The following is a 13,641-nucleotide window of genomic DNA, read 5'->3' as shown; positions in this document are numbered from 1 at the left end:
GCCGCATTGCGGACCGCGCCGACCGTGCCGCTCGGAGATCTCGTAAGGGCTCAGTCCTCGGACGGGTCAGTCCTCGGACGTCGCCTGCGAGGCCGCGGCCTTCTTGGCGGTCGTCGTCTTCTTCGCCGTCGTGGTCTTCTTCGCGGTCGTCTTCTTGGCTGCCGTCTTCTTCGCGGCCGTCTTCTTCGCGGCCGTCGCCTTGGTGGCCGTCGCCTTCTTGGCGGCCGTCTTCTTCGCCGGGGCCTTCTTCGCCGTCTTCTTGGCGGGCCCCTTGGCCCGCTTCTCGGCGAGCAGCTCGAAGCCACGCTCCGGCGTGATCGTCTCGACGCTGTCGCCGGACCGCAGTGTCGCGTTGGTCTCGCCGTCGGTGACGTACGGGCCGAAGCGGCCGTCCTTCACCACGACGGGCTTTCCGCTGACCGGGTCCTCGCCCAGCTCCTTCAGCGGCGGCTTGGCGGCGGCGCGGCCCCGCTGCTTGGGCTGGGCGTAGATCGCCTGCGCCTCCTCCAGGGTGATCGTGAAGATCTGGTCCTCGGCCTGGAGGGACCGCGAGTCCGTGCCCTTCTTCAGGTACGGGCCGTAGCGGCCGTTCTGCGCGGTGATCTCGACACCGTCGGCGTCGGTGCCGACGACCCGCGGCAGCGACATCAGCTTCAGCGCGTCGTCAAGGGTGACCGTGTCCAGCGACATCGACTTGAACAGCGAGGCCGTACGCGGCTTGACCGCGTTCTTGCCGGTCTTCGGGGTGCCCTCGGGGAGCACCTCGGTGACGTACGGGCCGTAGCGGCCGTCCTTGGCGACGATGGTGTGGCCGGTCGCCGGGTCGGCGCCCAGCTCGAAGTCACCGCTCGGCTTGGCGAGCAGCTCCTCCGCCAGCTCCACGTTCAGCTCGTCGGGCGCCAGGTCGGTGGGGATGTCGGCGCGCTGGTGCTGCTCGGTGTCCTTCTCGCCGCGCTCGATGTACGGCCCGTAGCGGCCGACCCGCAGCACGATGCCGTTGCCGACGGGGAACGAGGACACCTCGCGCGCGTCGATCGCGCCCAGGTCGGTGACCAGTTCCTTGAGGCCGCCGAGGTGGTCGCCGTCGCCGTTGCCCGCGTCGGCCGCGCCGCCGGTGCCGCCCGCGGCGAAGCCGCTGTCAGGCGCGGTCTCGCCGAAGTAGAACCGCTTCAGCCACGGCACGGCCTGCGCCTCACCGCGGGCGATGCGGTCGAGGTCGTCCTCCATCTTGGCGGTGAAGTCGTAGTCGACGAGCCGCCCGAAGTGCTTCTCCAGGAGGTTGACCACGGCGAAGCTCAGGAAGGACGGCACGAGCGCCGTGCCCTTCTTGAACACATAGCCGCGGTCGAGGATCGTGCCGATGATCGACGCGTACGTCGACGGGCGGCCGATCTCGCGCTCCTCCAGCTCCTTGACCAGCGACGCCTCGGTGTAGCGGGCGGGCGGCTTGGTGGCGTGACCGTCGGCGGTGATCTCCTCGGCGGTGAGCCGGTCGCCCTCGGTGACCTGCGGCAGCCTGCGCTCGCGGTCGTCCAGTTCGGCGTTCGGGTCGTCGGCTCCTTCGACGTAGGCCTTCAGGAAGCCGTGGAAGGTGATCGTCTTGCCGGAGGCGCTGAACTCGACGTCCCGGCCGTCGGCCGCGGTGCCGCCGATCTTGACCGTGACGCTGTTGCCGGTGGCGTCCTTCATCTGGGAGGCGACGGTCCGCTTCCAGATCAGCTCGTAGAGCCGGAACTGGTCGCCGGTCAGCCCGGTCTCGGCGGGGGTGCGGAAACGATCACCCGAGGGACGGATCGCCTCGTGCGCCTCCTGCGCGTTCTTCACCTTCCCGGCGTACGTCCGCGGCTGCGGCGGCAGGTAGTCGGCGCCGTACAGCTGGGTGACCTGCGCACGGGCGGCGGCGACGGCGGTCTCGCTCAGCGTCGTCGAGTCCGTACGCATGTACGTGATGTAGCCGTTCTCGTACAGCTTCTGCGCGATCTGCATGGTGGCCTTCGCGCCGAAGCCGAGCTTGCGGGAGGCCTCCTGCTGGAGCGTCGTCGTACGGAACGGGGCGTACGGCGAGCGGCGGTACGGCTTGGACTCGACGGACCGCACCGAGAACTGGGTGTTCTCCAGGGCGGCGGCGAGGGCGCGGGCGTTCGCCTCGTCGAGGTGGAGGATGTTCGCGCTCTTCAGTTGTCCCAGGGAGTCGAAGTCGCGGCCCTGCGCGATCCGCCTGCCGTCGACGGTCTGGAGGCGGGCGACCAGCGACGACGGGTCCGAGGAGTCCCCCGCGCGGCCGGTCGCGAAGGTGCCCGTCAGGTCCCAGTACTCAGCGGAACGAAAGGCGATGCGCTCGCGTTCCCGCTCCACCACGAGCCGCGTGGCGACAGACTGGACACGGCCCGCCGACAGCCGCGGCATGACCTTCTTCCACAGCACCGGGGAGACCTCGTAGCCGTAGAGGCGGTCGAGGATGCGGCGGGTCTCCTGGGCGTCGACGAGCTTCTGGTTGAGCTGTCGCGGGTTGGCCACGGCCGCCCGGATCGCGTCCTTGGTGATCTCGTGGAACACCATGCGCTTGACCGGGATCTTCGGCTTGAGCACTTCTTGGAGGTGCCAGGCGATGGCCTCGCCCTCGCGGTCCTCATCGGTGGCGAGGAAGAGTTCGTCGGAGTCCTTCAGCAGGTCCTTGAGCTTCTTGACCTGAGCCCTCTTGTCGGCGTTCACCACATAGATCGGCTGGAAGTCGTGTTCGACGTCCACACCGAGGCGGCGCACCTCGCCGGTGTACTTCTCGGGCACCTCGGCGGCGCCGTTGGGAAGGTCGCGAATGTGCCCGACGCTCGCCTCGACGACGTAGCCAGGGCCGAGATAGCCCTTGATCGTCTTCGCCTTGGCAGGCGACTCGACGATGACGAGTCGGCGGCCGCCCTTCGCGGTCTCGCTGGTCGGGGACAACTTCGCTCTTCTCTCCGGTCGACGTCGGGGCCTCCCCAGGCCTACGTCCCGGGGGTGGGTGTACGGGTGACGCTGCGGAGTGTGACGGTACATCCCGCCCCCGTGTCAAACGGGAAAAGCCCGCAACGGCCACTCGAACGGTAACCCGACTCCCGCCATTCCTGCCGCCCAGCGCCGACACCGGCCACTTCACGTCGTTCCGGAGCGTGATCCACCGGTTACCGGCCGGGCGGCGCCCGCGCGCCCCCGGCGCGGCGTTCCGCACGTCGTCAGAGGCGGGTGAGGCACCACGCGCCGAGCGCCAGCGCGACCACTCCGACGGCGCTCGCGACAGCCGCCGATGCGATGGGACTCACACCCTGCGCGACGGACTCGCGGTGTCGCAGCCGTGCCGCCGTCCACACCAGCAAGCCGCCTCCGAACAGGACGAACACCACGCCCGCGAAGATCGCCGGTCCGCTCTCCATGGCCGTCCGCGCCCCTTTGCTCCGGTTCCGAGTGCCCAGTCCACCGAAGGTTGACACGCGGGGGCTGCGGCCAGGCGAACCCGAGGTGAACGCGGGACCGACAGGTTCCCGGCCGGACGCCGGAACGGCCACCCGACGCGCCGTGGACAGCGCCACCCACACGGCACCGCCCACCGAACCGACCACCGAGAGGCGTGGTGGCCGGATTGGTCACACCGGCACCGGCGCGTCGGGGGCCACATCCACGCCGTACGCCCGCCTCGCCCACTCCGTACGCCGTCCAGGCCGCACGCGCGCCGCGTCCACGCCGTACGACAGCATCCGTACGAGCCCGCTCACGCCCCGCGCTCGCACGCGCCCGGGCGCCGCCTACTCCGCCGGTTCCAGGAAGCCCTGCTCCACCAGCAGCCGGATCTGCGCCGGGGTGCGGTCCCGCAGCAGCACGGGGTCCTCGCCGACCAGCTGGGCGATCGCGTCCAGGATGCGCCCCGCGGTCAGCGAGCCGTCGCAGACTCCGGCGAAGCCCGCGCCGACCGTGTCCACCTTGGTGGCGCGGCGCATCCCGCGGTTCTGCCGCAGCACGACATGCTCCGGGTCCTCGGCACCGGGCAGCCCGACCTGCTCCTGGACGACCTCGGCGGCCAGCCGGAAGCGCTCCTCGAGCAGTGCGGCGTCATCGCGCGTGCGCAGGTGGTCGAGCCGCGCGAAGTGCGCCCGGACCGTCTCCCCGAGCGGCTGTTCGACCGGATGCGGCCACTCCTCGACGGTCACCGAGGGCACCGCGGCCCCGGTCCTGCGCAGTGTGATCCAGCCGAATCCCACCCCCCTCACCTTGCGCGCCTCGAACTCGTCCAGCCAGGCGTCGTACCGCGCCTGGTACTCCGCCACGTCGCCCCGGTGGTCACCGGCGTCGCGCAGCCACAGCTCCGCGTACTGCGTGACGTCCTGGACCTCCCGCTGCACGATCCAGGCGTCGCAGCCGCGCGGCACCCACGACCTGACCCTGTCCTGCCAGTCCTCCCCCTCCACGTGCTGCCAGTTGGCGAGGAACTGCGCGAACCCGCCTTCGTTGAGCCGTTCCCCCGCTCGCTGAACGAGCGAGCGGCACAGATCGTCCCCGCCCATCCCGCCGTCCCGGTAGGTCAGCCGGGCGCCGGGCGAGATCACGAACGGCGGGTTCGACACGATCAGGTCGTACGTCTCGTCCTCCCGGACGGGCTCGAACAGCGAGCCCTCCCGCAGTTCCGCGGCCGGGGCGCCGGACAGCGCCAGCGTCAGCGCGGTGATGTGCAGCGCGCGCGGGTTGACGTCGGTCGCCGTCACGCGCGTGGCGTGCTGGGCGGCGTGCAGGGCCTGGATGCCGGATCCGGTGCCGAGGTCGAGGGCGGTCTCGACGGGCGTGCGGACGGTGATCCCGGCAAGGGTCGTTGAGGCGCCGCCGACGCCCAGGACGACGCCCTCGTCGCGCCTGCCGATGCCGCCCGCCCCGCCGACGGCGCAGCCCAGGTCGGACACGATGAACCAGTCCTCGCCGCCGGGTCCGCCGTACGGCCGTACGTCCACGGTCGCCGCCACCTCGCCCGCGCCCAGGCCGCCGACCCGCACCAGCCACCCGCTCTCCAGGCACCCGTCGACGGGCAGCACGTCCGCCACGCGCGCGTGCGGCACGGGCTGCTGCAACAGGAACAGCCGTACGAGCGTCTCCAGCGGCGTGTCCCCGCGGGTCGCCCGGAGCGCGGGCACGGTCTCGCTGCGGGCCAGCGCCGCGTACGCGGGGGCACCGAGCAGTTCGAGCAGCCCGTCGGCGGAGAAGGCGGCGCCGAGCAGGGCGTCCCGCAGCCGGGCGGTGACATCGGGACGATCGGTCGCGGGCAGCGGAGGCAGGGTGGCGTTACTCACGCCCCCCATTGTGACGCGCGCCCTCCAGAGCGGACACGACACGCGCCCCGGACGCACGAGCGCGACACGCGCCCCGGACGCCTGTGTGCGGCGGGCACCCGGGGGTCGAAAGCGAGGCGCGCCGCGACGCACGGGTGCGACGCGCGCTCCGGTGGGCGGGCCCGAATCCGCGCGGGCAGGCCGCCCACCGCCGCCCACCCGCCCCGCGCCGCTCCCCCGAACGTCAGCTCTGCGTGGCGGGCGCCGAAGCCGAGGCCGTGGCGCTCTTGCAGCTCTCCTGGCGGTTCATCGCCTGGCCGACCTCGCCCTCCTCCAGGGCCTTGAGCGCGTCGTTGCCGCTCTTGCTGAGCTTCTCCAGCTCGGTGGCGATCTCCTTCAGCCCTTCGGCGAACTTGGCCTGATCCTTGGTCTCCAGCTCGTCGACCTGCTTCTGGAGGGAGGCGTACGACGACGAGATGCCGTTGAGTTCCTTGACGGCGTCCTGCTGCTTCTGTTCGCCGTTCTCGACGTCGGGCGCCCCGGCCTTGTCGACGGTCGTACCGATCGCCTTGTAGGCCTCGGACATGTCCTTGAACGCCTGCGAGTCGGTCTTCTGGACGTCCTCCGGCTTGCTGTTGTCCGAGGTCTGCTTCTGGATCGCCGCGTTGGCGTCGGCGATCTTCTTGGCCTGCGGCTGTACGCCGTCGCAGACCTCCTTGGCCCAGGCATCCAGCTTCTCGTTGCTGTCGTCGCCGCTGCATCCCGTCAGCGCCAGTACCAGTACCGCACCGCCGGACAGTGCGGCCGCGAGCTTCTTGTTCACCGGATTGGTCCCTTCCATGGCTCTCGGCCCCGGAACATACACGCCATGTGGGCGACAAATGTACGGCGAGCGTCCGATATGACCAAAATTACAGTCGTTTGCACCAGGCGAGAGAAGGCTCACGGAGACGGCGTGAACATCATGAAGCGGGCGGGTGACGCGTCAACACGCGCCATCCGCCCGCTCCTTGGGCCGGGCCCTGCCGGACGCTCCTACGAAACCACCGCGGGATCGGCCGACTTGGGCGAGGGATCGGCGGGACCGGCGTCGTCCTCGTCCTCCATGGCGATCCCGCGCCGCTTGGAGACGAAGACCGCGCCGACGATCACCACGAAGGCGACCGCCGCGATCAGGATCCGGACGGCGAGGTTCTCGTCCTCACCGTAGGAGAACTTGATGATGGCCGGTGCGATCAGCAGCGCCACCAGGTTCATCACCTTCAGCAGCGGGTTGATCGCGGGACCGGCGGTGTCCTTGAAGGGGTCGCCGACCGTGTCACCGATGACGGTCGCGGCATGGGCGTCGCTGCCCTTGCCGCCGTGATGACCGTCCTCCACCAGCTTCTTGGCGTTGTCCCAGGCGCCACCGGAGTTGGCGAGGAACACCGCCATCAACGTGCCCGCCCCGATCGCGCCCGCCAGATACGCGCCCAGCGCGCCGACACCCAGCGTGAAGCCGACGAAGATCGGCGCCATCACCGCGAGCAGACCCGGCGTGGCCAGCTCCCGCAGCGCGTCCCTCGTACAGATGTCGACGACCTTCCCGTACTCCGGCTGCTCGCTGTAGTCCATGATCCCGGGCCGCTCGCGGAACTGCCGCCGCACCTCGAAGACCACCGAACCCGCCGAACGCGACACCGCGTTGATGGCGAGCCCGGAGAAGAGGAAGACGACCGCCGCGCCCACGATCAGCCCGACCAGGTTGTTGGGCTGCGAGATGTCCATCGCCAGCGTCAGGGGCGCGCCCTCGCCGGTGAGTTGCTCACCCACGTCGCGCGCGCCGGTGGTGATGGCGTCCCGGTACGACCCGAAGAGCGCCGCAGCCGCGAGCACGGCCGTGGCGATGGCGATGCCCTTGGTGATGGCCTTGGTGGTGTTGCCCACCGCGTCCAGGTTGGTCAGCACCTGCGCGCCCGCGCCCTCGACGTCACCGGACATCTCGGCGATGCCCTGCGCGTTGTCGGAGACCGGCCCGAAGGTGTCCATCGCGACGATCACGCCGACCGTGGTGAGCAGACCGGTCCCGGCCAGCGCCACCGCGAACAGGCCCAGCATGATCGACGTACCGCCCAGCAGGAACGCCCCGTACACCGACAGCCCGATCAGCAGCGCGGTGTAGACGGCCGACTCCAGACCCACCGAGATACCGGCGAGTACGACGGTGGCGGGGCCGGTGAGCGATGTCTTGCCGATGTCCCGCACCGGACGGCGGGTCGTCTCGGTGAAGTAACCCGTGAGCTGCTGGATCACCGCGGCGAGCAGGATGCCGATGCCGACCGCGACCAGCGCGAGCAGCCGCGGGTCGCCGTCCTTGGCGCGGATCGCGGCGTCGGTGACCCCGTCCAGCTCGGCGTACGAACCCGGCAGGTAGACGAAGGCGGCCAGCGCCACCAGCACCAGGGAGATCACCGCGGAGATGAAGAACCCGCGGTTGATCGCGCTCATCCCGCTGCGGTCGGCGCGCCGCGGGGCGACCGCGAAGATGCCGATCATCGCGGTGAGCACCCCGATGGCGGGCACCAGGAGCGGGAACGCGAGCCCGGAGTCGCCGAAGGCGGCCGTGCCGAGGATCAGCGCGGCGACCAGGGTGACGGCGTACGACTCGAACAGGTCGGCCGCCATGCCCGCGCAGTCACCGACGTTGTCGCCCACGTTGTCGGCGATGGTCGCGGCGTTGCGCGGGTCGTCCTCCGGGATGCCCTGCTCGACCTTGCCGACCAGGTCGGCGCCGACGTCGGCGGCCTTGGTGAAGATGCCGCCGCCGACCCTCATGAACATGGCGATGAGGGCGGCACCCAGGCCGAAGCCCTCCAGGACCTTCGGCGCGTCGGCCGCGTACACCAGCACCACACAGGAGGCGCCGAGCAGGCCGAGCCCCACCGTGAACATGCCGACCACGCCGCCGGTACGAAATGCGATCTTCATCGCTTTGTGGGAGACCTCGGTGAGATCCTTTTCCGGCTCACCCTCCGCCGGAGTCGCCTCACGGGCCGCCGCGGCGACCCGCACATTGCTGCGTACGGCAAGCCACATGCCGATATAGCCGGTGGCCGCCGAGAACGCCGCGCCGATCAAGAAGAACACCGACCGTCCGGCGCGCTGATTCCAGTCGTCCGCGGGCAGCAGCATGAGCAGGAAGAAGACGATCACGGCGAATACGCCGAGCGTGCGCAACTGCCGGGCCAGATAGGCGTTGGCGCCTTCCTGGACCGCCGCCGCGATCTTCTTCATGCTGTCGGTGCCCTCGCCCGCGGCGAGCACCTGCCGCAGCAGCACACCGGCGACCACGAGCGCAGCCAGCGCGACGGCCGCGATGACCATCACGATGACGCGGTTGTCGTCGGTCAGAACTGCGGCCGCGAAGGTAGTGGGGTCGTCCAGCTGATGAGGGGTAGAAAGCCCCGCCATTCGTCCTCCTTGACGCTTGGGCTGAGCTCAAGATGTGGACGGATTCTAGGGATCTTAGCCTGATCAAAACAGTGCATGGTAAGCGGAATTCGCCTTCACTTGTTCCTCAGCAAATGATCGCGACAACTCACCGAACCCTTATGGCGTAATGCCTTTGAAGCATTTGGACGAGATCAGGCAACAGATCGTGAATTGCTTCACGAAAAGGCGCCTGGAATCACTCTAGGCACAGTCATCGACGCCCGCACATGCCGAAGGGCCCCACTGAGGTGGGGCCCTTCGGGCAGAGATCGGATGGAGCGGGTGCGCTCAGGGCAGCACGGCGGCCGGCGGAGTGGTCGGCCAGGTCATACGGATCGACCCGCCCTGCTCCCCCGCGGTGACCTCCACGTCGTCCACGAGCCCACTGATGACCGCGAGGCCCATCTCGTCCTCCTCGGCCTCCGCGTCGGGCACCTCGACGCCCGCGGCCCGCTCGGCGGGGGTCACATGCGGCGCCTCGTCGCCGACCTCGATGGAGAACTGCTTCTCCTCATCGATCAGCAGCACCTTCACCGGCGCCGTGATGCCGCCGGTCTGGTGCAACCCGACGGCGCGGGTGCACGCCTCGCCGACGGCGAGGCGGACCTCGTCCAGGACGGCCTCGTCCACTCCCGCCCTGCGTGCCACCGCCGCCGCCACCAGTCGGGCGGTCCGCACATGCTCGGGCAGCGCGCTGAAGCGGAGTTCGACGGTGGCCATGCATCCCCCTCGGAGCTACGGGCGTGCTGTCGGGGGCCGGGCCGCCGAGAGCCCGCCCCCCGTCCTGCTTACCACCGGCCCGGACAGCGCCCGGGCCGGATTGGGTCAGTCGGTGGCCGCCACCGCTTCCTCGACCGAGGTGTGGATCGGGAACACCTTGGTGAGGCCGGTGATGCGGAAGATCTTCAGAATGCGCTCCTGGTTGCACACCAGGCGCAGCGAGCCCTCATGGGCACGCACTCGCTTCAGACCGCCGACCAGCACGCCGAGCCCGGTGGAGTCGAGGAAGTCCACGCCCTCCATGTCGACGACGAGGTGGAAATTCCCGTCGTTCACCAGCTCGACCAACTGCTCGCGCAGCTTGGGCGCGGTATATACGTCGATTTCGCCACCGACCTCGACGACCGTACGATCGCCGACGGTACGGGTCGACAGGGACAGGTCCACGGATCCTCCAGCACCTTGCTATCGAGCGGTCGCCCCTTGGTGAGACTCGGCGAAGCCCCCGGGACGGTTCGCCAGCCGCGATGGCATTCAATCACTTACCGGCGGGCGTGCACGACGCCTTGGCCCCATTGTCCGTCACGCCAGTGACACACTCGGTGCCGATGGCCAAGAATCACCGATCCGATCGACACCCGGCGGACCTCGGGTCCCGCCCCGCTCCGGGCACGGTCCTGGACCGGCTCGCCTCCGGGCCGAGCCGGGCTTCGCGCATCACTCATACGGAGCACTTGCCCCCGCGAGCGGGTCGCCATGCCGTCTGGCCGGATCGGATCCGTCCGGAAGTCATCGCAGCGGTGCAGGCCGCGGGCATCGAGCACCCCTGGGCCCACCAGGCGCGGGCCGCGGAGCACGCCCTCGACGGCGATTCCGTGGTCGTCGCCACCGGCACCGCCTCCGGCAAATCCCTGGCCTACCTCGTCCCGGTGTTCTCCACCCTCCTGGACGGCGCCGAGGCACCCAACGGCCGCGGCGCGACCGCCCTGTACCTGGCCCCCACCAAGGCCCTCGCCGCCGACCAGTGCCGATCCGTGAAGGAACTCTCCCGACCCCTGGGCAACGCCGTACGCCCATCCGTGTACGACGGCGATACTCCGTTCGAGGAACGCGAGTGGATCCGCCAGTACGCGACCTACGTCCTCACCAACCCGGACATGCTGCACCGCGGCATACTCCCGTCCCACCCCCGCTGGTCCTCCTTCCTCAAGGCGCTGAAGTACGTCGTCGTCGACGAGTGCCACACCTACCGGGGCGTCTTCGGCTCCCACGTCGCCCAGGTGCTCCGCAGACTCCGCCGCCTGTGCGCCCGCTACGGCTCCTCCCCGGTCTTCCTGCTGGCCTCCGCGACCGCCGCCCAGCCCGCGGTGGCCGCCCGCCGGCTCACCGGCCTCCCGGTCGTCGAGGTCGCCGACGACGCCTCCCCGCGCGGTGAGCTGGTCTTCGCACTCTGGGAACCCCCGCTCACCGAGATGCAGGGCGAGAAGGGCGCCCCGGTCCGCCGCACCGCCACCGCCGAGACCGCCGACCTGCTCACCGACCTCACCCTCCAGGGCGTACGCACCGTGGCCTTCGTCCGCTCCCGCCGCGGCGCCGAGCTGATCTCCGTGATCACCCAGGAACGGCTCGGCGAGATCGACCGCTCGCTGGTCCGGCGTGTCGCGGCCTACCGCGGCGGCTACCTCCCCGAGGAGCGCCGCGCCCTCGAACGCGCCCTCCACTCCGGCGACCTGCTCGGCCTCGCCGCGACGACCGCGCTGGAACTCGGCGTGGACGTCTCCGGCCTCGACGCGGTGGTCATCGCCGGGTATCCCGGCACCCGCGCGTCCCTGTGGCAGCAGGCAGGCCGCGCCGGACGCTCCGGGCAGGGCGCGCTGGCCGTCCTGGTCGCCCGCGACGACCCCCTGGACACCTATCTCGTCCACCACCCCGAGGCCCTCTTCGAGCGGCCCGTCGAGTCCACCGTCCTCGACCCCGACAACCCCTACGTCCTCGCCCCGCACCTGTGCGCGGCGGCCGCCGAACTGCCCCTCACCGACACCGACCTGCCGCTCTTCGGCCCGGCCAGCGAGGAGTTGCTGCCGCAGCTGGAGGCCGCGAAGCTGCTGCGCCGCCGTACCAAGGCCTGGCACTGGACCCGGCGGGAGCGGGCCGCCGACCTCACCGACATCCGCGGTGAGGGCGGCCGCCCGGTCCAGATCGTGGAGAGCGGCACGGGGCGGCTGCTGGGCACGGTCGACGCCGGGTCCGCGCACACCACCGTCCACGAGGGCGCGGTCCACCTCCACCAGGGCCGCACCTACCTGGTGCGCTCCCTGGACCTGGACGACTCGGTCGCCCTCGTCGAGGAGGCCAACCCGCCGTACTCCACCGTCGCCCGGGACACCACCGCCATCTCCATCCTGGAGACGGACACCGAGATCCCCTGGGGCGACGGCCGCCTCTGCTACGGCTCCGTCGAAGTCACCAACCAGGTCGTCTCCTTCCTCCGCCGCCGCCTCATCACCGGCGAGGTGCTCGGCGAGTCCAAGCTGGACCTCCCGCCCCGTACGCTGCGCACCCGCGCGGTGTGGTGGACGGTGACCGAAGACCAGCTCGACGAGGCCCGGATCAACCCGGAGATCCTCGGCGGCGCCCTGCACGCTGCCGAGCACGCCTCGATCGGCATGCTGCCCCTCTTCGCCACCTGCGACCGCTGGGACATCGGCGGCGTCTCCGTCCCGCTGCACCCCGACACCCTCCTCCCGACGGTCTTCGTCTACGACGGCCACCCGGGCGGCGCGGGCTTCGCCGAACGGGCCTTCCGCACGGCCCGCTCCTGGCTCACCGCCACCCGCGAGGCCATCGCCTCCTGCGAGTGCGACGCGGGCTGCCCGTCCTGCATCCAGTCCCCCAAGTGCGGCAACGGCAACGACCCCTTGCACAAACGAGGCGCCGTACGCCTCCTCACGGCCCTCCTGCGGGGGGCACCGGAGGAGAAGCCCGAGCCTGAGGATGTGGGGGCGGCGGGGGCGGCGGGGGCGGAAGCAGCGGGCTGAGGGATGGCGGGCTGAGAGGCGGCGGGCTCACCGAGGGCGGGTCGAGGGGCGGCGGGCTCGGGAACGGCGGGCTCACCGAGGGCGGGCCGAGGGGCGGCAGCACGCTCGGGAACCCCTGGCCCCTGGACACCGGGACCGGGAGGCTGGCTGGCCCCTGCCCGGCCGGTCCCGCCCGTGCCCTCACCTCCGCCCTGAACGGCCCCACCCCCGACGCCGCCGTCACGTCGGACACCTCACCGACAACCGTGCACCGCACCAGCCGGGCACCCTGCGCCCCTGCCACCCCGTCCGCCGCCGCGCAGGCCGCCGCCGCACCCCCGGCCCAGTGGTCCGCCGCCGCGAGCGCCGCGAGGTCCGCGCCCCCAGCCGCCCGGTGCCGGACCACGACGGCCTTCCCCAGGGCCAGCACCACCCCGAACACCACACACAGGACGGCGATCAGACAGACACTCCAGACGGTGGCGGAGCCACGGTCACGCCCACGGCCCTCGATCACCCTCATCACCCCACCTCCCCCACATCCCCCGCCGTCTCCTCCGCCCACGCCACGGCCTCCTCCCGGACCTCGATCGGCAGCCCGGTCAGCAACGGCGGCCGGGCCACGACCGTCACCCGGACATGGCTCCCCTCACGGCTGACCGTGACGTCGGCGTCGCGAGGTGCCGCCGCGCGGGTCATCTCCAGGACCGCCTCCGCCGGGTCCTGCCGGGCCGCCGCGCGGGCGCCGGTCCGCGCCGCGTCCACGCACTGGATCTGCGCGGCCACCACCAGCAACCCGCACACCAGCGCCATCGCGAACATCACCAGCACCGGCAGCACCACGGCCGCCTCGGCGGTGACGAACCCCCGGTCCCTCCGCCGCTCACATCCGCGCATCGAGGGCCCGTTTCACGATGTCCTGCAACTCCGCGCTGACCGCGTCGCTGGTCACCACCTTGTAGAGCAGCACCGCGAAGGCCGCCGCCGCGATCAGCCCCACCGCGTACTCGGAGGTGACCATCCCCGCGTCCCTCCGCGCTCCCCGCACCCCACACACCAGGGCACGCAGCCGAGCCCGCACCAACCTGCACATGTCCAATCCCCCTTACCTGTTGTCGAAAAGACCCGCTGATCGTTGAAAAGAA

Annotated in this window: 12 protein-coding genes; 1 reads left to right on the top strand and 11 read right to left on the bottom strand. The window is 71.0% G+C overall.

Features of this window, described 5'->3' with window-relative positions:
- Positions 1 to 66 precede the first annotated feature (66 nt).
- The 8 genes from topA to bldG all read right to left on the bottom strand — a co-directional run bounded on the left by topA (position 67) and on the right by bldG (position 9,926).
- Positions 67 to 2,943: a type I DNA topoisomerase gene (gene topA / locus KBY47_RS21130; protein ID WP_210922931.1), complete on the bottom strand. Its 2,877-nt coding sequence runs from the start codon at positions 2,941 to 2,943 to the stop codon at positions 67 to 69.
- A 269-nt stretch (positions 2,944 to 3,212) separates the two neighbouring features.
- Positions 3,213 to 3,410 (bottom strand): hypothetical protein, encoded by a 198-nt coding sequence (locus KBY47_RS21125; RefSeq protein WP_210922929.1) that lies wholly within the window; start codon positions 3,408 to 3,410, stop codon positions 3,213 to 3,215.
- A 210-nt stretch (positions 3,411 to 3,620) separates the two neighbouring features.
- A complete protein-coding gene (locus KBY47_RS37065) occupies positions 3,621 to 3,749 on the bottom strand; it encodes a hypothetical protein (RefSeq protein ID WP_282108430.1) in 129 nt (42 codons plus the stop codon).
- Positions 3,750 to 3,779: 30 nt separating this feature from the next.
- A complete protein-coding gene (locus tag KBY47_RS21120) occupies positions 3,780 to 5,318 on the bottom strand; it encodes a class I SAM-dependent methyltransferase (RefSeq protein ID WP_247695001.1) in 1,539 nt (512 codons plus the stop codon).
- Between the two features lie 214 nt (positions 5,319 to 5,532).
- Positions 5,533 to 6,129, bottom strand: coding sequence for a small secreted protein (locus KBY47_RS21115; protein WP_210922925.1), 597 nt, complete (start codon positions 6,127 to 6,129; stop codon positions 5,533 to 5,535).
- A 194-nt stretch (positions 6,130 to 6,323) separates the two neighbouring features.
- The gene (locus KBY47_RS21110) at positions 6,324 to 8,738 is read right to left on the bottom strand and encodes a sodium-translocating pyrophosphatase (RefSeq protein ID WP_210922924.1); all 2,415 of its coding nucleotides are present in this window, start codon (positions 8,736 to 8,738) and stop codon (positions 6,324 to 6,326) included.
- 309 nt (positions 8,739 to 9,047) lie between these two features.
- Positions 9,048 to 9,479: an ATP-binding protein gene (locus tag KBY47_RS21105; protein WP_210922923.1), complete on the bottom strand. Its 432-nt coding sequence runs from the start codon at positions 9,477 to 9,479 to the stop codon at positions 9,048 to 9,050.
- Positions 9,480 to 9,584: 105 nt separating this feature from the next.
- Positions 9,585 to 9,926, bottom strand: a complete 342-nt coding sequence (bldG, locus tag KBY47_RS21100; RefSeq protein WP_010986038.1) for an anti-sigma factor antagonist BldG — start codon at positions 9,924 to 9,926, stop codon at positions 9,585 to 9,587.
- A gap of 80 nt (positions 9,927 to 10,006) precedes the next feature.
- On the opposite strand from bldG, the gene KBY47_RS21095 reads away from it, so the two are divergent.
- Positions 10,007 to 12,517 carry a DEAD/DEAH box helicase gene (locus tag KBY47_RS21095; RefSeq protein ID WP_210922922.1) on the top strand — a complete coding sequence of 837 codons (2,511 nt, stop codon included), beginning with the start codon at positions 10,007 to 10,009 and terminating at the stop codon, positions 12,515 to 12,517.
- On the opposite strand, the gene KBY47_RS37390 is transcribed toward KBY47_RS21095, so the two are convergent.
- Genes KBY47_RS37390 through KBY47_RS21080 form a run of 3 tightly spaced genes read right to left on the bottom strand, consistent with a single transcriptional unit; the run spans position 12,426 to position 13,589 of the window.
- Positions 12,426 to 13,019, bottom strand: coding sequence for an Rv3654c family TadE-like protein (locus tag KBY47_RS37390; RefSeq protein WP_210922920.1), 594 nt, complete (start codon positions 13,017 to 13,019; stop codon positions 12,426 to 12,428). The genes KBY47_RS21095 and KBY47_RS37390 overlap by 92 nt on opposite strands.
- Positions 13,019 to 13,393 (bottom strand): TadE family type IV pilus minor pilin, encoded by a 375-nt coding sequence (locus KBY47_RS21085; protein ID WP_210922918.1) that lies wholly within the window; start codon positions 13,391 to 13,393, stop codon positions 13,019 to 13,021. Before KBY47_RS21085 ends, KBY47_RS37390 begins: the two co-directional genes overlap by 1 nt.
- Positions 13,380 to 13,589 (bottom strand): DUF4244 domain-containing protein, encoded by a 210-nt coding sequence (locus KBY47_RS21080; RefSeq protein WP_210922915.1) that lies wholly within the window; start codon positions 13,587 to 13,589, stop codon positions 13,380 to 13,382. The genes KBY47_RS21085 and KBY47_RS21080 overlap by 14 nt, the downstream gene beginning before the upstream one ends.
- Positions 13,590 to 13,641 lie beyond the last annotated feature (52 nt).

The organism is Streptomyces sp. B93, from assembly GCF_018070565.1.
Taxonomy (GTDB): Bacteria; Actinomycetota; Actinomycetes; order Streptomycetales; family Streptomycetaceae; genus Streptomyces.
The sequence above is the reverse complement of the archived record's forward strand: the minus strand, read 5'-3'. Positions and strand labels throughout refer to the sequence as shown.

Excerpts from the sequence above, each read along its gene's own strand:
- KBY47_RS21125 (WP_210922929.1), bottom strand. The coding sequence starts at position 3,410 with ATGGAGAGCGGACCGGCGATCTTCGCGGGCGTGGTGTTCGTCCTGTTC.
- KBY47_RS21120 (WP_247695001.1), bottom strand. The coding sequence starts at position 5,318 with ATGGGGGGCGTGAGTAACGCCACCCTGCCTCCGCTGCCCGCGACCGAT.
- KBY47_RS21115 (WP_210922925.1), bottom strand. The coding sequence starts at position 6,129 with ATGGAAGGGACCAATCCGGTGAACAAGAAGCTCGCGGCCGCACTGTCC.
- KBY47_RS21110 (WP_210922924.1), bottom strand. The coding sequence starts at position 8,738 with ATGGCGGGGCTTTCTACCCCTCATCAGCTGGACGACCCCACTACCTTC.
- KBY47_RS21105 (WP_210922923.1), bottom strand. The coding sequence starts at position 9,479 with ATGGCCACCGTCGAACTCCGCTTCAGCGCGCTGCCCGAGCATGTGCGG.
- KBY47_RS21095 (WP_210922922.1), top strand. The coding sequence starts at position 10,007 with ATGGCATTCAATCACTTACCGGCGGGCGTGCACGACGCCTTGGCCCCA.
- KBY47_RS37390 (WP_210922920.1), bottom strand. The coding sequence starts at position 13,019 with ATGAGGGTGATCGAGGGCCGTGGGCGTGACCGTGGCTCCGCCACCGTC.
- KBY47_RS21085 (WP_210922918.1), bottom strand. The coding sequence starts at position 13,393 with ATGCGCGGATGTGAGCGGCGGAGGGACCGGGGGTTCGTCACCGCCGAG.
- KBY47_RS21080 (WP_210922915.1), bottom strand. The coding sequence starts at position 13,589 with ATGTGCAGGTTGGTGCGGGCTCGGCTGCGTGCCCTGGTGTGTGGGGTG.